Source organism: Pseudochelatococcus lubricantis (genome assembly GCF_042432495.1).
Classification (GTDB): Bacteria; Pseudomonadota; Alphaproteobacteria; order Rhizobiales; family Beijerinckiaceae; genus Pseudochelatococcus; species Pseudochelatococcus lubricantis.
In genome coordinates this window covers 451,983-474,364 of record NZ_JBHLXC010000001.1, presented here as the reverse complement: position 1 = coordinate 474,364, position 22,382 = coordinate 451,983, and the positions used below count along the sequence as shown (strand labels likewise).

The window sequence follows — 22,382 nt, the reverse complement described above, 5'->3', positions numbered from 1 at the left end:
CGTCACCACTCGGTAATGGTTCCGGGGTTTTCCCCGTCCGGCGAGACATTCATGCGGTAGACGGGTTCCAACCCGCCGCGCGGCTTTTCGGCAAGCGTATCGTTCTGCACGATGCCGTCGTCCCCCTTGTCGCGCCGCACGGCGTCGAAGGTGCGCTGCGGCACCCGCACGCCCCAGCGGGTAACGGTCTTCACCTTGCCGTCCTCCTCGCTGCGGACGGGCAGCGAGAGCACCTTGCCATCAGGCGTCACCGCCTCGACGATGAGGTAATAGTTGCGGGCGTTGCTGTTGACGTCCGGAATGCGGAACACGCCCGTGTCCTCGCCGGGGCGCGAGACGATGCGCAGCCGGTAGGTCTCGGCGAGCCTCGCCCGCAGTTGCTCCAGCGCGGCGGCGGCGCCGCGCGCCGCGTCGGCATCGCCCTGCGTCAACGCCGCGACACCGTCCGCGTGCAGGGCTTCGGCACGGTCGCGCGCGTCCGCCGTGCGGGCATCGGCCAGCACGCGCGAGGCCGCCTGTTCCAGCCGCCGGGGCAATGTCTCCGCAAGTTCGATGCGCGCTGCCTCCCGCGCCCGCTGCTCGCTGGCACCGCGCCAGGCGGACACACCGATCCACGCCACGAGCGCGACGAGAACCGCACCCGCGATCTTGCCGTAGAGACCGCGCCTCACCCAGATGCCGGCGAGCAGGCGCGAGCCCGCCTCCGCCGGCTCGTAGGTGAAGCGGCTTTCCTTGAGCGCCTTGATGCCCTCATCGAGGATGCGGTCGGAGACCTCAAGCCCCTGGCTTTCGTAGATGCGGCGCAGCCGCTCCTTGAGGTCCTCGTCCCGGCCTTCCTGCCCCAGTTCCTTCAGGGCGACATTTTCGTTGTGACGCAGTGTGTCCACCACGTCCATGGCCAGCATCACCTCGTCGAGCGCGCCGGCGCTTCCGGATGCCGGCGTGTCAGCCTTCGATGACAAGCGCGTTGCCCTCCGCGGCGAGGCGCGCGATGCGACGCTTGCCGTCCTCGACCGCGTTGCGGATTTCCTCGCTGTTCTGCGTCGAAAGCTTGCGCATCTCGGCGACGATCTCGATCGAGCGGGTCTGGAAGTTGATCACGCTGTCGACGAGCTTCTTCACCGCGTCCGCGCGGACGGTGGGGCCATAACCGGCCTTGAGCGCCTCTTCCTGCACCTTGCCGCCGATCTCCGCCAGCACCTCCAGCGAGGTGGACACGCCTTCCTTCAGCTCGTTGAGCGTCTGCGTGGCCTCGTGCAGCCCGAACAGGCCGGTGAACGACGCCTTGAGGGCGGTGAGCACGGATTCGTTGGTGGTGAAGAAGCTGATCGCCTGCTGGTAGACGCGCTCCTTGGCGTTGGTGGTCTGCAGAAGACGCGCCATGACCACTTCGGACGTGTTGTAGCTGATGGTCAGGTTGTCGGCGAGGTCCTTGGCGATCTGATAACGCCCCTCCTCGCCCTGCACGCGGCGCAGGTGCTCGTCACGGAGCAGTTCGAGCTTCGCGCGCTCGCTCACGTCGCCGTCCGGCGGGAAGCCGGAGACCTTGTCGGAGGCGTCGCCGAGTTCGGCCCGCGCGGCGTCGAGCTTGCCCCCCGCCGTCTTCAGGATTTCGAGCGCCGCGACCTCGGCCTGCTTCAGCGCGCCGCGGAAGTCGCGGTAGGCCTCAAGGATCGCCTGCTCGCGCTCGATGTTCTGGCGGGTATCGCGGGAGACTTCGAGGTATGTCTCCTTGATCTTGTCGAAACGGTCGGAGACGTCGCCGCGCGCGACCTTCATCCACACGTTGGTGGCGCGCTCGAACAGGTTGATCTTGCCGTCGTCGAGCTGGTCGACCATCCGCTTGGCGTCGTCGCGGATGGAATCGAACGCCTTGGCGATGTCCTCATAACGCTGGCCGACGACGATCTGCGCCACCTCGTTGCGCACCACCTCGTTGAACACGCTCATCTGCTGCAGCGTGCGGGTGATGACGGCGATCTTGTCCGGCTCGATATCGGCGATCTTGTTCAGGAGGCCAACGATGGGCGATTCCTCGGCGGCGCCATCCTTCACCAGCCCCAGGTCGCGCAGCGCGCCGACCGCCTTGTCGAGATACTGCAACGGTGTTTTGACCGCGACTTCGCTCATGGAATCATTCCTCGATGCGCCTGGACGATGCTTGTGTCTCTATGCCCCTGGAAGCTCTCAGGTTCGCGAAGCTTATCGGGCGGCAATGACAAGCGCAATACACGCCATGACGCCGCAGGCCGGGCACAGCGCCGACAATGTTACACTAACGGGACGAAACAATCTGAAAATAACATGAAATAATATCAAAGTAATAATATTATAATGCAAGATTCACTAAAATAATAAATCCTTTCAAATGTCATATTTTTCTTCTGAACGTTGACAAATTTTTCGCCATGGGAGAATATGTCTTCTGCGCGTATTCCTGATTCACCCTCCTTAAGCCGGGGAAGTAATTTCCATATACTTTTTCATTGGAGGAGTTTTATGTCTTTTATTGCCAACCATACGCACATTATTCAGGAATTCGGCAAGCTGATCAATATCCCCGAGCTTGCCCTCGACGAAGACGGCTATTGCTGCCTCGGTTTCGACGATGTCGTTCTCGATATAGAGTACAAGGAGCATCTCAAGATCCTTCTGGTGCACTCGCGGATCGGCACCCTGCCCGACCAGCCTTGGAGCGCCTTGCTCGAAAAGCTGCAGGATATGAGCTATGCCACGCTGATCATGGGCACGGGCGCCATCGGCATCGATCGGCACGCCCGCAGGATCATGTTCATCGAGCGCATCCCCCTGCGCGGCCTGACGCCGCAGGATTTCGAGGCTGCGATCGAAGCCATCGTCGACCGGGTCGAAAAGCTCACCGCCACCATCAACGCACCGGATTTCGTCAGCCGCAGCGATGACGCCCCGGTCCACGGCGCGCCCTTCGCGGACATCCACATTCAGGTCTGACGCCATTGCAATCCCGAGCAAAAGGACATCATTCATGGCTCTTGAACTGTCTCATTTCCGGCTCCTGGGCGGGAACAAGGGTTTTCTGAGGCTTGACGACGCGAACGACAAACCGCAGCTCACCAAATTCGGTGACAGTGCCTTCGCGAGCCGCCTTTCGAACTGGTTCCGGGATCCAGGCCAGACAGCCAACCAGCGGCTGAGAACCGAGTTCGCTCTTGTCCTGCAACGTCAATATGGTGCCGACTTCGTCAGGAACGTGAGCGGAAAGATCGACCTCGCCAACGCGACACCTCTCTCGGCCCGTGTGGTTCGCGAAATCATCGCGGAGGGCGACGACCGTTCGAAAAAGGTAAAGGCTGCGCCGCTGCCCCTTCCCGGCGCCAACGGGCTTGCCACGGCGAAGAAAGCGTTTGCCGCCGCATCGGACAAGTTCATCAAGGACATGCAGTTGCGCTTCACGACCGACCCTCAGGCCGATACTGCCTCGTACCTGATGGATGCCATCGTGTCATATGCGGACAGCCCGATCGGCTTCAACACGCGGTTTCTCATGCACGCCCAGCGCGGCGGGAACCCGCACGCCATGAAACTTGCCGTGGCCCTGCACGATTCCGTCAGCTTCTCTTCCCGGCCCGACCTTCGTCAGCTCAATACACAGGATTGGGTAAGAGGAGCGCTGCAGGACATCATGAACGATCCGGCGGCGGCGAACGACGCATGGCTCAAGCTGCAAAAAACGGAGTTGATGGGGGCGCAAGGCGCCAGCCGCATGGCCCTGCTACTGAATACAGCGCTGAAAAGCGGAACCTCTCCGGACAAATTCAAGAAAGTAGCTATCGAAGGTCATACCTGGGCCACAAATGCCATAAATGACCTTGAGCATACACTTGAAATGCTTTCAAACCCCGCCTTCAGCGACAAGGCCCCGACGGCGGAGGCCAAATCCCAGCTTCTCGATCTGCGCAACAAAACCCATGCTCTCCTTGAGCAAATGCGCGATCCGGACGGAACGTTCATCGGACTGAGGGCCTTTTTTGCCGTTGCCGCATCGGATCCGAACGCCACGCTCGCCAGGCTGAAGCAGTCCCCTGCCGGGCCGGCGAAACATGCTCCCGTCACCACCAGGACAGGAGTCGGCCGCGGCTGAGGCCACGCGGCGGCGCGCAGCCGGCACATGCTCACATCACATATGGATAGCGCGCCCCAGCGTCCGCAGCGCGGCTTCCTGCAGCGCCTCACCCTGTGTCGGATGGGCGTGGATGGTGCCGGCGATGTCTTCCAGCCGCGCGCCCATCTCCAGCGCGAGCCCGAAGGCCGCCGCCATTTCGGAGATGCCCTGTCCCACCGCCTGGATGCCGAGCACGACATGGTTGTCCGCCCGCGCCACCACGCGCACGAAGCCGTCCTCGGCGTGCTTCGTCAGGGCGCGGCCGTTCGCGGTGAAAGGGAAGACGCCGACCTTGATCTCCCGCCCGGCAGCGCGCGCCTCGTCGGGCGACATCCCCACCGACACGATCTCGGGGTCGGTGAAGCAGATGGCCGGGATCGCCTGCCTGTCCCACTGGCGCCGGTGGCCGGCGACGATCTCCGCCACCATCTCGCCCTGCGCCATGGCACGGTGCGCCAGCATCGGCTCGCCCGTCACGTCGCCGATGGCATAGATGCCGCGCATGGAGGTTTCGCACTTCGCGTCCACGCGCAGGAAGCGGCCGTCCATGTCGAGCGCCAGTTCCTCGCGGCCCCAGCCCTCGGTCACGGGCCGACGGCCGACGGTGACGAGTATCCTGTCGGCGGCGATTTTCGTCGTCGTCCCGTCCGCGCCCTCGACGAGGAGCTTGCCGGAGCCGTCACGGCCGCGCGCCTTCGTGCCGGTGAGCACGGTCACGTCGAGCCTCTTCAGCCGTCTGGATACGGGCTGCGTCAATTCGGCGTCATATTGCGGCAGGATGCGCTCCGCCGCCTCCACCACCGTCACGCGGCTGCCGAGCTTGGCGAAGGCGGTGCCGAGTTCGAGCCCGATGTAGCCGCCGCCGATGATGGCGAGCCTGTCCGGCACCCGGGTGAGCGACAGCGCTTCCGTCGACGAGATCACATCGCCGCCGAAGGGCAGGAACGGCAGTTCCACCGGCGCGGAGCCTGTGGCGATGACGACGGTTTCCGCGCGCACGATTTGCGTGCCGACATCGGTCTCGACCGCGACCGTGCGGCCGTCCACGAAGCGCGCGCGGCCGGTCACGATCTTAACGCGAGCCTTCTTGAGCAGCGCCGCAACGCCGCTGTTGAGGCGCGAGACGATCTCGTCCTTCCATTGGATCGTCCGGGCGAGATCGATGGTCGGCAGCTCCGCCGCGATCCCGAACGGGTTGTTCCCGGCCGCGAGTTGCGCCACGCGGTCGAATTCCTCCGCCGCGTGGATCAGCGCCTTGGAGGGGATGCAGCCGATGGTGAGGCAGGTGCCGCCGACCTTGCGTCCCTCGACGATCACGGTGTCGACGCCAAGCTGCCCGGCACGGATGGCGGTGACGTAGCCGCCGGGCCCGGCGCCGATGACCAGCAGCCTGCAGGTGATATCCTTGCCCGTTGCGGGATTCGGCATGGTCAGCTCTCCACGAAGATGAGCGCGGGCGTCTCCAGCAGGGCGCGCAGGCGCTGGATGAAGCTTGCCGCGTCCCAGCCGTCGATGATGCGGTGGTCGAAGCTCGACGACAGGTTCATGATTTTGCGCGGCACGAAGGCCGTGCCGTCCCACACCGGCCGCACGGCGATCTTGTTGACGCCGACGATGGCGACCTCCGGATAGTTGATCACCGGCGTCGAGACGACGCCGCCCAGCGCGCCGAGCGACGATATGGTGATGGTCGAGCCCGTCAGTTCCTCGCGGCTCGCGGTGCCGGCTTTCGCCGCCTCCGACAGGCGGTTCAGCTCGATGGCGCAATCCCGCAGGTCGCGCGCCTCCGCGTGCCGCACCACCGGCACGACGAGACCGGCCGGCGTCTGCGCGGCGATGCCGATATGCACGCCCGCGTGGCGGTGGATGATGCCCGCCTCGTCGTCGTAGCGCGCGTTAATCTGGGGATGGTCGGCAATCGCGCGCACCAGCGCCCTCATCAGGAAGGGCAGGATGGTGAGGCGCGGCTGATCGGGCTTCTTGTCGCGGTTCAGCGTGCCGCGCAGCTCTTCGAGCGCGGTCACGTCGACCTCCTCCGCATACATGATGTGCGGAATGCGCGACTTCGCCAGCGCCATCTTCTCCGCGATGCGGCGGCGCAAACCGATGACCCTGATCTCCTCCACCTCCGTGCGCGCGGCGAGCCCGCCGGCACGCGCCTGCGCCGTCTGCCCGCCGTGGGCGACGAAGGCGTCGAGATCGTCATGCGTGATGCGCCCGGCGGGGCCGGAACCGGCCACCTGCCGCAGGTCGACGCCGGCCTCGCGCGCCCGCTGGCGCACGGAAGGCGCGGCCAGCGGCCTCTCCCCCGCCGGACGGGGCACGATGGCCGCCCGGCCGGGAACGGGAGCAGCCTTCCGCAGCGGCGGCGGTGCAGGCGCTTCCACCGGCGATGGCGCTGCCGGCGTCCCGGCGGCGGGTGCTTCGCCGCCCGCCGCCGGCTCCGCAGGCTCCGCCTCACCCGCCGCCACGTTGCCATCGCCATCGACCTTCAGGCGGATGAGCGGCGCACCGATGGCGACCCTGGTGCCGAGTTCCGCGCCGAGCCACAGCACCTCGCCATCGACGGCGGATGGAATCTCGACCGTGGCCTTGTCGGTCATCACGGCGGCGATCACCTGATCCTCGCGCACCAGATCGCCGACCTTCACGTGCCATTCGACGAGTTCGGCCTCCGCGATGCCCTCGCCGACATCGGGCATCCTGATGACATACTCGCCCATCTCAGCCCTCCATCGTTTCGGTCAGCGCGCGCGCCACGCGGGCGGGGCCGGGGAAGTAGTCCCACTCCTGCGCATGCGGATAGGGCGTATCCCACCCCGCGACGCGCGCCACCGGCGCCTCCAGATGGTAGAAGCAGTGCTCCTGCACCAGTGCCGCGAGTTCCCCGCCGAAGCCCGACGTGAGCGTCGCCTCGTGCACCACGACGCAGCGCCCGGTCTTCGCGACGGAGGCGACGATGGTGTCGAGGTCGAGCGGCACCAGCGTGCGCAGGTCGACGACCTCGGCGTCGATGCCGGTTTCCTGCGCGGCGGCAAGCGCCACGTGCACCATGGTGCCATAGGCGAGAACGGTGATGGCGGAACCGGCGCGCGCCAGCGCCGCCTTGCCGAGCGGCACCGTGTAATGTCCGTCCGGCACGTCGCCCGCCGGGTGCTTCGCCCACGAGACGACGGGGCGCTCGTGATGGCCGTCGAACGGGCCGTTGTAGAGGCGCTTGGGCTCCAGGAAGATCACCGGATCGGGGTCCTCGATGGCCGCGATCAACAGGCCCTTGGCGTCGTAGGGATTGGAGGGCACCACCGTCTTCAGCCCGGCGACGTGGGTGAACAGCGCCTCCGGGCTCTGGCTATGCGTCTGCCCGCCGAAGATGCCGCCGCCCGTGGGCATGCGGATGACGATGGGGCAGGTGAACTGGCCGTTGGAGCGGTAGCGGATGCGCGCCGCCTCCTGCGTGATCTGGTCGTAGGCAGGATACATGTAGTCCGCGAACTGGATTTCCACGCAGGGCTTCAGCCCGTAGGCAGCCATGCCGATCGCCGTGCCGACGATGCCGGATTCGCTGATCGGCGCGTCGAAGCAGCGCGTCTTGCCATATTTCTGCTGCAGGCCCTGCGTGCAGCGGAACACACCGCCGAAGTAGCCCACGTCCTCGCCGTAGACGACGACGTCCTCGTCGCGGCCCATGGCGATGTCCATGGCGCTGCGGATGGCCTCGATCATCGACATCTGCACCATGATCATATCCCCGTCTGCTGGCGCTGGCGCACGAGATGCGGCGGCATTTCCGCATAGACGCCCTCGAACATGTCGCGCACCGAGGGCTTGCCGCCGGAATGCAGCGTGCCGTAGCTCTCGGCCTCCTTCTGCGCCGCGATCACTGTGTCGAGGATTTCGGCCTCCGCCTGCCTGTGGCGCTGGTCCGACCATACGCCACGCACGATCAGGTGGTTCTTCAGCCGGATGATCGGATCGCCAAGCGGCCAGGCGTCCGACTCGTCCCTGGGGCGATAGGCGGACGGGTCGTCGGAGGTGGAATGCGCGCCCGCGCGGTAGGTGACGTATTCGACGAGCGTCGGCCCCAGATTGCGCCGCGCCCGCTCCACGGCCCATTTCGCCACCGCGTGGACGGCGAGGTAGTCGTTGCCGTCCACGCGCAGCGACGGCAGGCCGAACCCAAGCCCCCGCGCGGCGAAGGTGCCGGCGCCGCCGCGCGCGATGCCCTGAAAGGTCGAGATCGCCCACTGGTTGTTGACGACGTTCAGCACCACGGGCGGCTTGTAGGTGGAAGCGAAGACGAGCGCCGCGTGGAAATCGGACTCGGCGGTGGAGCCGTCGCCGATCCAGCCGGCGGCGATCCTGCTGTCGTGCCTGATGGCGGAGGCCATTGCCCAGCCCACTGCCTGCGGGAACTGCGTCGCCAGATTGCCGGATATGGTGAAGAAGCCGTGCTCCTTCGAGGCGTACATGATCGGCAGCTGGCGGCCCTTCAGCGGATCGCGGGAGTTGGAGTAGATCTGGTTCATCATATCGACGAGCGGATAGCCGCCCGCGATCAGCAGGCCGGCCTGCCGATAGGTGGGGAAATTCATGTCGCCCGGCGCCAGCACCTTGCGGAAGGCGCAGGAGATCGCCTCCTCGCCCAGATGCTGCATGTAGAAAGAAGTCTTGCCCTGCCGCTGCGCGATCTGCATGCGCGCGTCGAAGGTGCGCAGCGTCATCATGTCGCGCATGCCGGCGAGCAGCTCTTCGTCCGTCAGCATCCCCGCCCACGGCCCGGTCGCCTCGCCCGCGCGGTTCAGCACGCGGATGATCGAGAAGGCGAGGTCGCGGATGTCCTCCGGGTTGACGTCGATATCCGGACGCGGCACGGCGCCGGCGTGGGGAATGCGGACGTTGGAGAAATCCGGCGCGCCGCCCGGGCGCACCTCCGGCTCCGGCACGTGCAGACTCAGGCGCCCGTCACCGGGCACCGCCGACCCCGACCCGATCGTCATGGCCGCTCCCTTTCCTGGTTCCCACTGTCTTCTTCCCCGGCATCTCTCGCGAACGGGACGCCTTTTCGCAATAGTATCCCGGCCCGGGCCCAAGTCCAGACGGCGCGTATGCGCCGCTGCAAATAACAACAAACCGCCCGCCTGCCCGCCACGGGCGGGAAGATTGTTGCCGCGGCGCCCGGCGTTGCTTTTCATTCAGGTGCAGATGAAACCATACAGGGTGTGCGTCGGCGCACAGCCTGCGCCGAAACCGCTTGCGGGCATGACGCGGCGCCATACTATACTTCGCACGTGCAGCAACAGGCGCCGGAAACGCCTCTCCCGGCATCCCGCGCCCCACCGAGGACGATCTTCATGGCGAACCTGTTCGATCCCGTTACCCTGGGCGATCTCACGCTTGCAAACCGCATCGCGCTCGCGCCGCTCACGCGCAACCGCGCGCCGAACGCCATTCCCACCGCGTCGACAGCGCTCTACTACACGCAGCGCGCCACGGCCGGCCTGCTGATCACGGAAGCAACCGCCATCACCCATCAGGGGCAGGGCTACGCCGACGTTCCCGGCCTCTACGCGCCCGAGCAACTCGCCGGCTGGCGCAAGGTAACGGATTCCGTGCACGAGGCCGGCGGCCATATCTTCGTGCAGCTCTGGCACGTGGGGCGCATCTCGCACACCGCCCTGCAGCCCGGCGGGCAGGCGCCGGTGGCGCCCTCCGCCATCCGCGCGAAGGCGAAGACCTACCTGATCGCCGCGGACGGCACCGGCTCCTTCACCGAGACCTCCGAGCCGCGCGCGCTCGAAGCCGCCGAACTGCCAGGCATTGTCGAGGATTTCCGCAAGGCCGTGCGCGGCGCGGTTGACACGGCCGGCTTCGACGGCGTCGAAATCCACTCCGCCAACGGCTACCTGCTCGACCAGTTCCTGCGCGCCGGCTCCAACCACCGCACCGACGCCTACGGCGGCAGCATCGAGAACCGTCTCCGCTTCCCGCTGGCAGTGACGAAGGCCATCGCGGAGGAGATCGGCGGCAAGCGCACCGGGATCCGCATCTCGCCCGTCACCCCGGCCAACGACGCCAGCGATCCCGATCCGCAGCCCCTGTTCGAGGCCTACGTGCGCGAACTCGCCGCCTTCGACCTCGCGTACATCCACGTCATCGAAGGCGCGACCGGCGGCGATCGCGACTACCGGCAGGGCGATACGCCCTTCGACTACGCGAAGCTGAAGGAAGCCTACCGGCAGGCAGGCGGCAAGGGTGCGTGGATCGTCAACAACGGCTACACGCTCGAACTCGCGCAGACCGCCGTCGCGGAGGGGCGCGCCGATCTCGTCGCCTTCGGCCGGCCTTTCATCTCCAATCCCGATCTTGTGCGCCGCTTCAGGGAGCACGCGCCGCTGAACGAGCTTGATCCCTCCACGCTCTACGGCGGCGGCGACCACGGCTACACGGACTATCCGGCGCTCGGCTGAGGCCGTTGTCTGACAGGGGCGGCGGTTCGAACTGCCGCCCTACTCCGCCGCTTCCTGCCGCAGAACGGGCTCCGGCGCCGCCCGCTTGCGGCGCGTGGCGAGGCTCAGCTCGCGGAACCAGATGTAGATGCCGGACCCGATCAGGATCGGCAGGCCGATGAAGAAGTAGATATCGGGCGCCTGCGCGAACACGAGCCAGCTCCCCAGCGCCATGAAAACGAGCTGCGCATAGGTGAAGGGGGCAAGCGTCGTCGCCGGCGCGAAGCGGTGGGCGATCGAATAGAACGTATGTCCGACCAGCCCGGCCAGGCCGATCAGCACGCACGCGAACCAGCCCGCCGGCGTGTGCGGCCATGTCCAGCCCTGAAAAGCGAACGGCAGCGCGAAGGCGAAACCCGTGAACGATATGTAGCACTGCTGCGTCAGGCTCGAATCGACGCCGGCGAGCTTGCGCGTGAGAATGGCGTAGAAGGCCATCAGCACCGCCATCGCCACCGAATAGAGCATCGCCGGGTGAAGCGACGCCGGATCGGGGCGGATGATGATCAGGATGGCGGCGAAGCCCGTCAGCACCGCCAGCCAGCGCTGCCAGTCCACCCGCTCGCCCAGCGCCACGCCCGACAGCAGGCACAGGATCAGCGGCGAGCTGAACATGATCGAGCCGGTGATGGTCAGCGGCAGGTATTTCAGTGCCATGAAGTTGGTCGCCGTGGTGCCGACCATGCAAAGGGAGCGCAGCACCTCCAGCTTCAGCGAGCGCGTGCGCATGACCGAAAGCCCCTGGCTCGGCAGGAACACGAGCGCCAGTACGGCGCAGGGCAGCAGAAAGCGTATGAACACGATCTGCCCTTGCGGCAGGCCCTCGCCGACAAGCCATTTCGCGGAGCCATCGATCATCGACATCGTCATCGCCCCCGCGACCACGAGCAAGATGCCGACCCCCCGCCGGTCGGCCATGGCCGGCGCTTCGGGCGCGGCAGGACGGGAGCGCGGGAACTTGGTCGCGGGCCGGGTCAAGGGCTCGGTCATGGCGGACATACTCGCAGTGGGCGTGAGGAAGGCGTTCGCGTCACGGAAAAAGCGCGGAACAGTACCCCGCGTCCGTGCGACCATACCACCGATCACGATGCTTTTACCCATGCGCCGGCCGCAATCCTGACCGGGAAATAACTTGGAGCATTTCCAGCCGCGCAGGCCAGACGCGGGGCCTCAGCCCCGCGCCTTCCACCCCAGCAGGCGCAGGGCGTTCGCCGTGACGAGAACGGTCGCGCCCGTGTCGGCGAGGATGGCGGGCCACAGGCCGGTGACGCCGAGAATCGTCGTGATCAGGAACACGGCCTTGAGGCCGAGCGCCAGCACGATGTTCTGGCGGATGTTGGCCATGGTGGCGCGCGAAAGCGCGATCATGGCCGGGATGTCGGCCATGCGCCCGTGGAGCGCGGCGGCGTCCGCCGTCTCCAGCGCCACATCGGTGCCGCCGCCCATGGCGATGCCGACATCGGCAACGGCCAGGGCCGGCGCGTCGTTGATGCCGTCGCCCACCTTCGCCACCACCTCGCCCTTCGCCTGCAGCGCGCGCACGATGCGGCTCTTGTCCTCGGGCAGCAGTTCGGCATGGACACGCCCGGCCGCCGGCGCGAGGCCGAGTTCGTCCGCGATGGCACCCGCCGTGGCGCGGTTGTCGCCGGTGAGCATCACCGACGACACGCCGAGCCGCGCGAGCCATTCCAGGGCGGCGCGGGCATCCGGGCGCAGTTCGTCGCGCAGGGCGATGAAACCGGCCGGCACGCCGTCGACGGTCAGCACCGACACCGTCTTGCCACCGCCGTTGAGCGCCCCGACGACAGCCGCATGCTGAACCGACAGGCCGGCCTCGCCCAGCGCGCGCGGCGACAGCAGCGCCACCTCCAGCCCGTTCACGATGCCGGCGACGCCCTTGCCCGCCAGCGCCCGCACCCCGCTCGCCTGCGGGATTGTCAGCCCTTCCGCCCGCGACAGGATGGCGAGCGCCAGCGGATGGTTCGAGCCGCGTTCGAGCGCGGCCGCATAGGCCAACACCTCGTCGACCGCCAGCCCGACGCCCTCCACATCGGTGACGACAGGCCGCCCCTGCGTCAGCGTGCCGGTCTTGTCGAAGGCGACCGTGGTGACGCGGCCGAGCCCCTCCAGCACGGAGCCGCCCTTGAGCAGCAGGCCGCGCCGCGCGCCCGCCGACAGTCCGGCCGCGATGGCCGCCGGCGTCGAGATCACCAGCGCGCAGGGGCAGCCGATCAGCAGCACCGCGAGGCCACGGTAGATCCACACGCCCCACTCCCCGCCGAAGAAGAGCGGCGGCACGACGGCGACCAGCGCGCCCAGCACCAGCACGGCGGGCGTGTAACGGGTGGCGAAGCGCTCGATGAAGCGCTCGGTCGGCGCCTTGCTCGCCTGCGCCTCCTCGACGAGACGGACGACGCGGGCAATGGTGTTGTCGGCGGCGCGCGCCGTTACCTCGACACGCAGCACGGCATCGGTGTTGATGGTACCCGCGAAGACGCGCCCGCCCGGCCCCCTGGTGACCGGCACGCTCTCGCCCGTCACCGGCGCCTCATCGATGGCGCTCTCGCCCTCCACGATGACACCATCGGCGGCGATGCGGTCACCGGGCCGCACGGTGATGATGTCGCCGGGCACGAGATCGGCGGCGGACGTCTCGACGAGGGCGCCGCCGCGCGCGACGAGCGCCACGTCGGGCACGAGCTTCGTCAGGCCCGAGATGCCCGCGCGTGCGCGCTGCGTGGCCAGGCCTTCCAGCAGTTCGCCGATCAGGAACAGCACCACCACCATCGCCGCCTCTTCGGCCGCGCCGATAATGAAGGCGCCGCCGGCGGAAATCGTCATCAGCGTTTCGATGGAGAACGGCGTGCCGGCGCGTATCCCCGCCCAGGCGTGGCGCGCGATCGGCACGAGGCCGATGAGCAGCGCGACGAGGAACGGCCATTGCCCCGATTGCGGCACGACAAGGCCGATGCCGTGCGCCACGACCAGCGCCGCGCCGCAAGAAAGGATCAGCCGCGCCTTCGGCGACCGCCACCACTGATCGCCGCTGAAATCCGCGTGACTGTGGGCGTGTCCGTCATGAGCATCGTGATCATGGTCATGGTCATGACTATGGTTATGATCGTGATTATGATCGTGCTCATGTTGGTGGTCCTCGTGCCGGTGATCATGCCCGTCGTGCCCGGCATGGCGGGAGCCGCCTTCCAGCGTGTAGCCGAGCGCCTCCACCTCGGCCGGGACGCGGCGGAGATCGGCGCCCTCTACCGTCAAGGTGCCCGTCATCACGGAGACATCGACGCCAGTGATGCCCGGCAGGCGCGCCACCGCCGTCTCGATTTTCCGGGCGCAGGCGGCGCAATCCATGCCGCCGACCCGGAATGTCACCCTTGCACCCTGCGTATCCGTCATTGCCTTCGCGTCCTTTCCGACCCATATGCGCGGGTGTACAACCTCTAGTCACTGGAGGGTCAAGAGGGTTCGTTCCGGAGGTTCATGATGGATATCTCGATCGGCGAGCTGTCGCGGCGCACGGGGGTGAAGGTCGCGACCATCCGCTACTATGAACAGGCCGGTCTCGTCTCCGCGCCACCGCGCAGCGAGGGCGGGCAGCGCCGTTATGACGCAGCCGCCGTGCGGCAGCTCAACTTCATCCGCCACGCGCGCGAACTCGGCTTCGAACTCGCCGACGTGCGCGAACTGCTCGCCATGACTGCGCGGCCGCAGTCCTCCTGCCACGCGGCGGACAGCATCGCCCGCAAGCATCTGGAGGAAGTGGAGCGGCGCATCGAGAGCCTCACGGCCCTGCGCGCGGAGCTGGCCCGCATGGTGGCCGAATGCGGCCACGGCCAGGTCTGCGACTGCCGCGTGATCGAGGTGCTGGCCGACCACGGCCTTTGCCGGTCGGATCACCACACGCATTGATGCCGGCGCTTACGCCGCCGTGATCAGCAGTTCTCCGCCCGCGCCGACGCGCAGGTCGCGCAGCAGGTCTCCCGCGTCCTCGCCGGCGCGGATCAGCAGCAGCGTGCGCAGCCCGCGGGTGATACGCCCGACATAGCCGAGGTCGTTCAGCAGGGAGCTGAGCTGCATGCCGTCCATCCTGTCGTCGCGCACGGCGGCGAAGATGTGGCTGCGGAAGCGCGTCTCGAAGGCGCGCTGCTGCCGGTCGAACTCGTCGAGGCGCTCGTCCCATCCCGCGTCGTCCGGGCCGAGGAGGGCGATCTCGCGCGTGTCGTGCAGCACGCAGATGAGATGGCTGCGCAGTTCGACATAGGCGTCGCGCGCGGGCGTGTCGGGGCCGCGCAGGTAGTGGCCGAGGTTCTTCTGCAGGTGCTTGGCGTCCTTGACGGTCTCGACGAGCTGCATCGCCGCGAGCTGGCTGGCCATCCAGAACGGCCGGTGCACGACGTCCTCGACGGGCATATCGATGCGGCTCATGAAGGCGAGCAGGTCGCTGTAGACGCCCTTGATATGGCGCTGATACAGCGTGTCGGCGTCGAGATAGCCGTCGCCCGGCCGCGCGGCGAGCAGCGCCTTGTCGTGGGTGGCGCGGTCAAGTTCCGAGACCGGCAGGTAGAGCGCGTGGCAGATGACCTCGATGCTGAGGCGCGCGAGGTGCAGGAGTTCGTGGACCACGGCGCTCGCCGCCGTGTCAAAGGACTGTAGCGCCTGCCGGTTGAGGTAGCGGGCGCGCGTCGGCGCGACGGGCGCACCGCCCTCGGCAGACGCCGGGATGAGCACATGCGGCTCCTCCCGCTCCGGCAGCACGCGCTCCAGCCACCGCGCCAGCGCGCCGCGCACCGGCCAGAACACCAGCACGCCGAGCAGATTGAACAGGGTGTGGAAGATCGCGAGCATGATCAGCTCGTTGTCGGCAAAGCCGATCAGCGCGGCGCTCTCCTTCGTCAGCCACACCAGCGGCCCGATCAGCAGGAACGACAGCACGGCGGTGACCACGTTGAACAACACGTGCGCGAGCGCGAGGCGCTGCCCGCTGCGGTTGCCGCCGAGCGCCCCCGCGAGCCCGGTGGTGACGCTGCTGCCGACATTGGCACCGATGGCGATGGCCGCCGCCTGCATGAGTTCCACCTGCCCGAGCGACAGCGCGGTGAGCGTCAGCATCAGCGTGGCGTGCGTCGATTGCAGCACCATGGTGAGCAGGAGCCCGAGCCCGGCGAAGACGAGATGGCCGAGCATGCCCCCGATCTGGTATTGCGTGAGATCGAGGCCGTCGGTGACGGTCGAGAAGCCGGCGCGGATCTGGTCGATGCCGAGGAAGATGAAGGCGATGCCGAGCAGGATGCGCCCGGCCGCCCGGGCCCGCGCGCCACGGAAGCTCGCGAGCACGCCGAAGACGACGAGCGGCAGCGCGAGCGGGCTCAGGCTGAAGTTCTGCCCCGCGAGCGCCAGCAGCCAGATGCCTGTTGTCGCGCCCAGATTGGCCCCGAAGATGATGGCGATGCCCGCCGCGAGGCCTATCAGCCCTGTGGAGATGAACGCGATCGTCATCAGCGACACGAGCGTGCTCGACTGCAGCATGGTCGTGCCGACAAAGCCGACCATGAGGCTTCTCAGCGGCGTCTCGGTGCTGCGGGCGAGCGTCGCCTCCAGCTTTTCGCCGGCGAGGTCGCGCAGGCCCTCCTCAAGGCACTGCATGCCGAACAGAAACAGCGCGAGGCCAGCGCAGAGCTGCATCCAGCGGTCGTTCGACCAGAAGCTCCATGCCAGCGCCACCGCGCCGAGCAGCAGCACGACATTGATGGAATACTGACGCAGCGTTCCCGTGCCGGTCATGATGGCCTTGCTCCTGCTTTTACACGTTTCCGGATAGCCGAAATCCGCCGCCGCCGCCAGCCTCCCGCGCGGTGGAAACGAGGCGTGCGTCAGGAACTGACGATGTCGCGCCGCCCGAGTCGCCGCAGGGCGACGTTGAGCCGCCTTTCGTCGCGCCGGACGGCCAGCAGCGATTCGTGGGTGAAGCGGATGTGGTCGCGGGCAAGCGTCTCCGCCCTGCCGGAGTCGCCGGCGAGGATGGCGTCGGCGATGGCCTCGTGCTGCGCCAGGAGGGCGTCGCGCACGCCGGCACGGGTGTAGAGCCGCGCGCGGTTGAAGAGGATATCCCGGCGCAGCATGTCCGCGAACGTGCGCATGACATGCAGGACGACGAGATTATGCGCGGCCTCGTAGACGAGCAGGTGCAGCTCGGCATCCACCGCCGCCTCCGTCTCCGGCTGCGGAACCGCCACGTCATGCGCGCTTTTCATCCGCGCGATGCAGGCGCTTATCTCGGCCCGGTCGACATCCGTCGCCCGCGCCGCCGCCATGCGCGCCGCCGCCGCGTCGATGAGCTGGCGGAACTCGAAATAGTCGTCCAGGGCGCGGTCGCTCGACTGCAGCAGCCCCGCCAGCGGATCGATCAGCGGCGCGAGGAACTGGGCGACGAAGGTGCCCCCCTTCGTCGTGACGACGAGCCCACGCTTTTCCAGAATGTCCAGCGCATCGCGCAGCGACGGCCGCGACACCTCCAGCCGTTCGGCCAGCTCCCGCTCGGAGACCAGCCTCTCGCCAGGCCGCAGCACCCCTTCGAGGATGAGCAGTTCGAGGTGCTCCGCAATGCCGTCGGCCAGCTTGCGCGTCTGTACGGGCTCGATCACGACACAACCTCTTCGGGCGACGCCCTGTGGCGGAACGCACCGGCATCAACGGGAATCACCGGCCGGCGCGGGAGAATACGACGATGAATCCCCGCCCGTCACCGGCCTGACGTCGGATCGCACCCGTTCTTCCCTGCCGGACGCGACGGAAAATGATGATGTCACAAATCGAATAATGCAAATGAAAGAACATACTTTTGTCCAGATTGCATGTCTGGCAAAAATATTTTACCACCCTCGCGGTATTGCGCGATATTGTCGCACCGGCGCATGCCGGCAGACAATAACGACAAGCGGCAGCGCACTTGGAAAAGTCCTTCCCGGAAAGCCCTCGCCTTTCGGGATCATGCTTCAGGAGGAAGCGACCGTGATATGGAATCAAGTTTATGATCCGTTAGGCAGTCTGGCCCTGTCCACCCTGTTCGCTGCGATCCCGGTCGCCGTGATGCTCGTGGGGCTGGGTTTCCTGCATATGAAGGCGCATTATGCGGCGTTGTCCGGCCTCGTGGCGGCGCTCGTCATCGCCGTGCTGGTCTTCGGCATGCCGGCGGAGAAGGCGGGCCTCGCTGCCGTCTATGGCGCGGCGTATGGCCTCGCCCCCATCGGCTGGATCGTGCTCAACATCATCTTCCTGCACCGCCTGACGGAGGAGAACGGCTCCTTCCGCATCCTGCAGCGCTCCATCGCCAGCGTCACGGATGACCGCCGCCTGCAGCTCCTGCTGATCGCGTTCTCGTTCGGCGCGTTCTTCGAGGGCGCGGCGGGCTTCGGCACGCCAGTGGCGGTGACCGGCGCCATCCTGATCGGCCTCGGCTTCTCGCCGCTCGCGGCTTCCGGCCTTGCGCTCATCGCCAACACGGCGCCGGTCGCCTACGGCGCGCTCGGCGCGCCGGTCATCGCGCTCGCCGCGGTGACGGGGCTCGACCTGATCTCCCTGTCGGCGATGATCGGGCGGCAGTTGCCCTTCTTCTCGGTGCTGGTGCCGTTCTGGCTCATCTGGGCCTTCGCCGGCTTCCGGGGCATGGCCGAGATCTGGCCCGCCATTCTCGTCTGTGGCGTATCCTTCGCCATTCCGCAATTCCTGGTCTCGAATTTCCACGGCCCCTGGCTCGTGGACGTGATCGCCGCCATCGTATCCATGGTGGCGCTGGTGCTCTTCCTCAAGGTCTGGCGGCCGCGCCGCGTATGGACCTCCACCGCGCTTGCCGGGCGTGAGGAAGCCGAGGCCGCTTCCGCCGCCGCAGCCTCCGGCCGGGCCGAAGAGGCACGCAAGGAGATCGGCATCAACGGTGGCGCGGCCGCGGCCACCATCGACCGCGCCGCGCTCGTGCGGGCCTGGCTGCCGTGGGGCATCCTCACCGTGTTCGTCTTCTTCTGGGGCACGCCCTTCGTCAAGCAGGCGCTGGACGGCCTGTCCTCCTTCCGCATCCCGATCTCCGGCCTGCACAACGAGGTGGTGAAGGTGCCGCCCGTGGTCGCCGAGGCGCATGCCGAGCCCGCCGTCTACGTGCTGAACTACCTGTCGATGACCGGCACGGGCATTCTGGCAGCGGCGATCATCGGCGGGCTGCTGATGGGATACGGGCCGCTGAAGCTCGTCGAGCTTTACGGCAAGACGATCTGGCGCGTGCGCTTCTCGCTGGCGACCATCGCGTTGATGCTGGGGCTCGGTTACCTCACCCGCTATTCGGGCCTCGATGCGACGCTCGGCCTCGCCTTCGCGCACACGGGCGTTCTCTACCCGTTGTTCGGCACGCTGCTCGGCTGGCTCGGCGTGGCGCTTACGGGCTCGGACACGGCCTCGAACGTGCTGTTCGGCGGCCTGCAGAAGATCACCTCGCAGCAGCTCGGCCTCTCGCCGATACTGATGGCATCCGCCAACTCGTCGGGCGGCGTGATGGGCAAGATGATCGACGCGCAGTCCATCGTTGTCGCCTCGACCGCGACGGGCTGGAAGGACGGCGAGGGCCCGATCCTGCGCTACGTGTTCTTCCACTCCATCGCGCTTGCGGTGCTCGTCGGCCTTCTCGTCATGCTGCAGGCTTATGTGGCGCCGTTCACCCACATGGTCGTCAAGTAAGCCGATGCGGGCGGCGGGAGCATCACGCTCCCGCCTCTCCTATCTCTCTCTATATATATCTTGCTACTGCCCGGACTGACGTTGGCGGGAGGCCTCCTTGCGGGCCTGCTTCCTGCATTTCTGCTCCTGCGCCGTGCGGGTGGCGTCGTCGCCGAGATGGGCGAGGCCGCGCGCCCGCGCGAGTTCCACCTGCCTTTGCCGTTCCGCGACGCGCGCCGGCTTCAGGGTGCGTTCACGCGCGGCATCGCCCGCGCAATGCGGGCAGGAAACACCCTCGACAAAGGCGGGATCAGCGCACTCCATCGCAGTGAGCGGATGACGGCAGGCGCGGCAGAGGCTCGCCTCGCCTTCCACCAGCCCATGGCCGACGGAGACACGCTCGTCGAAGACGAAGCACTCGCCGTCGAAGCGGCTGCGCTCGGCCGGCACCTGTTCCAGATAGGCGAGAATACCGCCCTTGAGGTGGAACACCTCCTCAAACCCCTGCGCCAGCAGATAGGCGGAGGCCTTCTCGCAGCGAATGCCGCCGGTGCAGAACATGGCGACCTTGCGGTCGCGCGCCGGGTCAAGTTCCCGCGCGACGAAATCCTTGAACTCCGTGAAGGTGCGCGTCCCGGGATCGAGCGCGCGGCGGAAGGTGCCGAGCCCGACCTCGTAATCGTTGCGCGTATCCACCACCACGACGTCGTTGCGCGCGATCAGCGCATTCCATTGATCGGGCGCGACATACGTGCCGACGATCCTCGCCGGGTTGGCCTCCGGCGCGCGCAGGGTGACGATCTCGGGCTTGAGCCGCACCTTCATGCGCAGGAACGGCATTTCACGTGCGTGGGAGAACTTGATCTCCGCCCCCGCAAGCCGCGTGTCGAAAGGCCCTTCCGCCAGCAGATACCGATGCAGGTCGGCGATGGCGTCCGGCGTGCCGGCGACGGTGCCGTTGATGCCCTCCGGCGCGAGAATGAGCGTGCCCCTGATGCGCCGCGCGCAGCAGAACGCCGCGAGCACGGGCCGGATCGCGGCCGCGTCGGGCAGATCGGCGAATTTGTAGAGCGCCATCACCTTGAACGGTTCGGCGGCGGAAGCGGAAGCGGTCATATCTCGTCCGGCGGGGAATCGGGTAACAAACCGTTCTTCTCCTGCAATGCCCGCATGCGGTCAAGCGGCGGTGGTCTCCGTGCCATTTCTGACTGAGACCAATTTCTTATTGGTTTGATAGAGCGATTTCCGATCAGAATTCGCTCAAAATAAGGAATCGAGGAGCTATCTTCTTTCAACGTAAACAGGACAGATTCCAGCCTGCCGATGACAGATCGCGCACGGTGAAACGTACCGTCGGTTTTTTCCTTTTGCGTTACCGAACCAATATCGTATCAAGACTGCATTGGTTCCTTGCGAGGCACGCTGTCCGCATCGTCACGGGAAAGTGCGGTGCCTTCGCCAATCCGGAGAAGCGCCGTGCCTGAACTGTTGGGGGGCGATGCGTCCCAGTATCTCTTCTGGGTCGTGTCGATCGCGGTCGCCGGGCTGCTGGGCGGGCTGATCGCCGGGCTGCTGGGCGTCGGCGGCGGCATCGTCATCGTGCCGGTGCTCTACCACATCTTTTCCGCCGTAGGCATCGCCGAGACGCTGCGCATGAAGATCGCGGTCGCCACCTCGCTGGCGACGATCATCGCCACCTCCGCCGTGTCGGTGAAAAGCCATTACGCCCGGGGCGCGGTCGACGTGCCCTTGCTGAAGAGCTGGAGCCTGCCCATCGCCATCGGCGTCGTGGCGGGCGCGCTGATAGGCGGCCGTGTCGACGGGCGCGTGCTCAGCATCGTGTTCGCCACGGTGGCGTTGCTCGTCGCCCTCCAGATGACCTTCAGCGGCGCCGGCACGAAGCTCTATGACGATTTCCCGAATGTTTTCGTCAAGTGGGCATCGGGCGCGTTCGTCGGCCTCATCTCCGCGCTGATGGGCATCGGCGGCGGCTCGCTCAGCGTGCCTATCCTCACAGCCATGGGCTACGATATCCGCAAGGCCGTGGGCACCGCGTCCGCCATCGGTTTCGTCATCGCCATTCCCGGCACGCTCACCTATATCGCTTCGGGCATCGGCGTCGCGGGCCTGCCGCCCTTCTCGCTGGGTTATCTCAACTGGGTGGGGGCGCTGGTGCTGGTGCCGCTGACGATGGCGATGGCGCCGGTGGGGGCGCGGCTCGCCCACACCATCCCGCGCCGGGCGCTGCAGCGCTGCTTTGCCGTGTTCCTGGCCATCACCTCGGCGCGGATGTTCTATGACCTCTTCCAGTGACCCGGCCGGCGTGCGGGCGAGCCTGCGCATGGCCATCGAGGCCGGCGAGGGCGAGGTCATCCGCGCCGGGCGCCTGTTGCCGGAGCGCACCCTGATGGCGCGTTTCGGCGTCGGCCGGCGCATGGTGCGCGCGGTGCTGGCGGAACTGGAGGCGGAAGGGCTGGTGTACCGCCGGCAGGGACAGGGCACGTTCCTCAGTCCCACCCGCGCCGCCGGCGCGGGCCGCGGCGCGCTCGCCTCGCACACCAGCCCGCGGGACATCGTCGAGGCGCGCCTCGAAATCGAGCCGATGCTCGCGCGCCTTGCCGCCACCCGCGCCACTCCCGCCGATATCGAGCGCCTGAAGCAACTTGTCGCCCGCGCCCGTGACGCCCGGACGGGCAGCCAGTACGAACGTTTCGACAGCGCCTTCCACGCGGCCATCGCGCAGTCGGTGCGCAACGAACTGCTGCGGGGGGTGTTCGAACTCATCAATGGCGTGCGCGCCGAAGATGCGTGGCTCAGCGCCCGCGAAATAACCTTCTCCCTCGCACTGCGCGAGGAACTCCTGCGCCAGCACGACGACATCGTCGCCGCCCTGGAGGCGCGCGATCCGCAGGCGGCGGAGACCGCCATGCGCGCCCACCTGCGCACAGCCGGCGAACGGCTGACGGACGCCTGAGCGTTCCATCCCCGTCCTGACATTGCCCCTTCCGTGTAACGCGGCGCAC

Annotated in this window: 18 protein-coding genes; 7 read left to right on the top strand and 11 right to left on the bottom strand. The window is 67.1% G+C overall.

What is annotated here, in order from left to right; genetic code table 11:
- Positions 1-2: 2 nt before the first annotated feature.
- Both ACFFJ7_RS01940 and ACFFJ7_RS01935 read right to left on the bottom strand, forming a co-directional pair.
- Positions 3-962 (bottom strand): DUF6384 family protein, encoded by a 960-nt coding sequence (locus ACFFJ7_RS01940; RefSeq protein WP_377590587.1) that lies wholly within the window; start codon positions 960-962, stop codon positions 3-5.
- Entirely contained in the window at positions 946-2,130 is a 1,185-nt protein-coding gene (locus tag ACFFJ7_RS01935; RefSeq protein ID WP_377590586.1) for an RLV_5639 family protein, read from the bottom strand. Before ACFFJ7_RS01935 ends, ACFFJ7_RS01940 begins: the two co-directional genes overlap by 17 nt.
- Positions 2,131-2,499: 369 nt before the next feature.
- Between ACFFJ7_RS01935 and ACFFJ7_RS01930 the strand changes: the two genes are divergently transcribed.
- Positions 2,500-2,970 carry a CesT family type III secretion system chaperone gene (locus tag ACFFJ7_RS01930; protein WP_377590585.1) on the top strand — a complete coding sequence of 157 codons (471 nt, stop codon included), beginning with the start codon at positions 2,500-2,502 and terminating at the stop codon, positions 2,968-2,970.
- A 34-nt stretch (positions 2,971-3,004) separates the two neighbouring features.
- Entirely contained in the window at positions 3,005-4,120 is a 1,116-nt protein-coding gene (locus tag ACFFJ7_RS01925) for a hypothetical protein (RefSeq protein WP_377590584.1), read from the top strand.
- Positions 4,121-4,156: 36 nt separating this feature from the next.
- On the opposite strand, the gene lpdA is transcribed toward ACFFJ7_RS01925, so the two are convergent.
- Genes lpdA through ACFFJ7_RS01905 form a run of 4 tightly spaced genes read right to left on the bottom strand, consistent with a single transcriptional unit; the run spans position 4,157 to position 9,138 of the window.
- Entirely contained in the window at positions 4,157-5,569 is a 1,413-nt protein-coding gene (lpdA, locus tag ACFFJ7_RS01920; RefSeq protein ID WP_377590583.1) for a dihydrolipoyl dehydrogenase, read from the bottom strand.
- Between the two features lie 2 nt (positions 5,570-5,571).
- Positions 5,572-6,864: a dihydrolipoamide acetyltransferase family protein gene (locus ACFFJ7_RS01915; protein ID WP_377590582.1), complete on the bottom strand. Its 1,293-nt coding sequence runs from the start codon at positions 6,862-6,864 to the stop codon at positions 5,572-5,574.
- Between the two features lies 1 nt (position 6,865).
- Entirely contained in the window at positions 6,866-7,879 is a 1,014-nt protein-coding gene (locus tag ACFFJ7_RS01910; protein WP_377590581.1) for an alpha-ketoacid dehydrogenase subunit beta, read from the bottom strand.
- A gap of 2 nt (positions 7,880-7,881) precedes the next feature.
- Entirely contained in the window at positions 7,882-9,138 is a 1,257-nt protein-coding gene (locus ACFFJ7_RS01905; RefSeq protein ID WP_166949243.1) for a 3-methyl-2-oxobutanoate dehydrogenase (2-methylpropanoyl-transferring) subunit alpha, read from the bottom strand.
- A gap of 354 nt (positions 9,139-9,492) precedes the next feature.
- Here ACFFJ7_RS01905 and ACFFJ7_RS01900 point away from each other — a divergent pair, with 354 nt between their 5' ends.
- Positions 9,493-10,608, top strand: coding sequence for an alkene reductase (locus ACFFJ7_RS01900; protein WP_377590580.1), 1,116 nt, complete (start codon positions 9,493-9,495; stop codon positions 10,606-10,608).
- Positions 10,609-10,647: 39 nt separating this feature from the next.
- On the opposite strand, the gene ACFFJ7_RS01895 is transcribed toward ACFFJ7_RS01900, so the two are convergent.
- Both ACFFJ7_RS01895 and ACFFJ7_RS01890 read right to left on the bottom strand, forming a co-directional pair.
- Positions 10,648-11,637, bottom strand: coding sequence for a DMT family transporter (locus tag ACFFJ7_RS01895; RefSeq protein WP_377590579.1), 990 nt, complete (start codon positions 11,635-11,637; stop codon positions 10,648-10,650).
- A gap of 180 nt (positions 11,638-11,817) precedes the next feature.
- Positions 11,818-14,055 carry a heavy metal translocating P-type ATPase gene (locus ACFFJ7_RS01890; protein WP_377590578.1) on the bottom strand — a complete coding sequence of 746 codons (2,238 nt, stop codon included), beginning with the start codon at positions 14,053-14,055 and terminating at the stop codon, positions 11,818-11,820.
- Positions 14,056-14,139: 84 nt separating this feature from the next.
- Here ACFFJ7_RS01890 and ACFFJ7_RS01885 point away from each other — a divergent pair, with 84 nt between their 5' ends.
- Positions 14,140-14,568 carry a MerR family transcriptional regulator gene (locus ACFFJ7_RS01885; protein WP_428982477.1) on the top strand — a complete coding sequence of 143 codons (429 nt, stop codon included), beginning with the start codon at positions 14,140-14,142 and terminating at the stop codon, positions 14,566-14,568.
- Between the two features lie 9 nt (positions 14,569-14,577).
- Here ACFFJ7_RS01885 and ACFFJ7_RS01880 read toward each other — a convergent pair whose 3' ends face one another.
- Positions 14,578-16,440, bottom strand: coding sequence for a Na/Pi cotransporter family protein (locus ACFFJ7_RS01880; protein WP_377590577.1), 1,863 nt, complete (start codon positions 16,438-16,440; stop codon positions 14,578-14,580).
- A gap of 89 nt (positions 16,441-16,529) precedes the next feature.
- The gene (locus ACFFJ7_RS01875) at positions 16,530-17,300 is read right to left on the bottom strand and encodes a FadR/GntR family transcriptional regulator (RefSeq protein WP_343042505.1); all 771 of its coding nucleotides are present in this window, start codon (positions 17,298-17,300) and stop codon (positions 16,530-16,532) included.
- Between the two features lie 367 nt (positions 17,301-17,667).
- On the opposite strand from ACFFJ7_RS01875, the gene ACFFJ7_RS01870 reads away from it, so the two are divergent.
- Entirely contained in the window at positions 17,668-19,380 is a 1,713-nt protein-coding gene (locus ACFFJ7_RS01870) for an L-lactate permease (protein ID WP_343042504.1), read from the top strand.
- 63 nt (positions 19,381-19,443) lie between these two features.
- Here ACFFJ7_RS01870 and trhO read toward each other — a convergent pair whose 3' ends face one another.
- Positions 19,444-20,475 carry an oxygen-dependent tRNA uridine(34) hydroxylase TrhO gene (gene trhO / locus ACFFJ7_RS01865; protein ID WP_377590576.1) on the bottom strand — a complete coding sequence of 344 codons (1,032 nt, stop codon included), beginning with the start codon at positions 20,473-20,475 and terminating at the stop codon, positions 19,444-19,446.
- Between the two features lie 360 nt (positions 20,476-20,835).
- Here trhO and ACFFJ7_RS01860 point away from each other — a divergent pair, with 360 nt between their 5' ends.
- Positions 20,836-21,672 (top strand): sulfite exporter TauE/SafE family protein, encoded by an 837-nt coding sequence (locus tag ACFFJ7_RS01860; RefSeq protein ID WP_377590575.1) that lies wholly within the window; start codon positions 20,836-20,838, stop codon positions 21,670-21,672.
- Positions 21,656-22,333, top strand: coding sequence for a FadR/GntR family transcriptional regulator (locus ACFFJ7_RS01855; RefSeq protein ID WP_377590574.1), 678 nt, complete (start codon positions 21,656-21,658; stop codon positions 22,331-22,333). Before ACFFJ7_RS01860 ends, ACFFJ7_RS01855 begins: the two co-directional genes overlap by 17 nt.
- Positions 22,334-22,382: the final 49 nt, after the last annotated feature.

Coding starts and splice junctions, on each gene's coding strand:
- ACFFJ7_RS01935 (WP_377590586.1), bottom strand. CDS start 2,130: ATGAGCGAAGTCGCGGTCAAAACACCGTTGCAGTATCTCGACAAGGCG.
- ACFFJ7_RS01930 (WP_377590585.1), top strand. CDS start 2,500: ATGTCTTTTATTGCCAACCATACGCACATTATTCAGGAATTCGGCAAG.
- ACFFJ7_RS01925 (WP_377590584.1), top strand. CDS start 3,005: ATGGCTCTTGAACTGTCTCATTTCCGGCTCCTGGGCGGGAACAAGGGT.
- lpdA (WP_377590583.1), bottom strand. CDS start 5,569: ATGCCGAATCCCGCAACGGGCAAGGATATCACCTGCAGGCTGCTGGTC.
- ACFFJ7_RS01915 (WP_377590582.1), bottom strand. CDS start 6,864: ATGGGCGAGTATGTCATCAGGATGCCCGATGTCGGCGAGGGCATCGCG.
- ACFFJ7_RS01910 (WP_377590581.1), bottom strand. CDS start 7,879: ATGGTGCAGATGTCGATGATCGAGGCCATCCGCAGCGCCATGGACATC.
- ACFFJ7_RS01905 (WP_166949243.1), bottom strand. CDS start 9,138: ATGACGATCGGGTCGGGGTCGGCGGTGCCCGGTGACGGGCGCCTGAGT.
- ACFFJ7_RS01900 (WP_377590580.1), top strand. CDS start 9,493: ATGGCGAACCTGTTCGATCCCGTTACCCTGGGCGATCTCACGCTTGCA.
- ACFFJ7_RS01895 (WP_377590579.1), bottom strand. CDS start 11,637: ATGACCGAGCCCTTGACCCGGCCCGCGACCAAGTTCCCGCGCTCCCGT.
- ACFFJ7_RS01890 (WP_377590578.1), bottom strand. CDS start 14,055: ATGACGGATACGCAGGGTGCAAGGGTGACATTCCGGGTCGGCGGCATG.
- ACFFJ7_RS01885 (WP_428982477.1), top strand. CDS start 14,140: ATGATGGATATCTCGATCGGCGAGCTGTCGCGGCGCACGGGGGTGAAG.
- ACFFJ7_RS01880 (WP_377590577.1), bottom strand. CDS start 16,440: ATGACCGGCACGGGAACGCTGCGTCAGTATTCCATCAATGTCGTGCTG.
- trhO (WP_377590576.1), bottom strand. CDS start 20,475: ATGACCGCTTCCGCTTCCGCCGCCGAACCGTTCAAGGTGATGGCGCTC.
- ACFFJ7_RS01855 (WP_377590574.1), top strand. CDS start 21,656: ATGACCTCTTCCAGTGACCCGGCCGGCGTGCGGGCGAGCCTGCGCATG.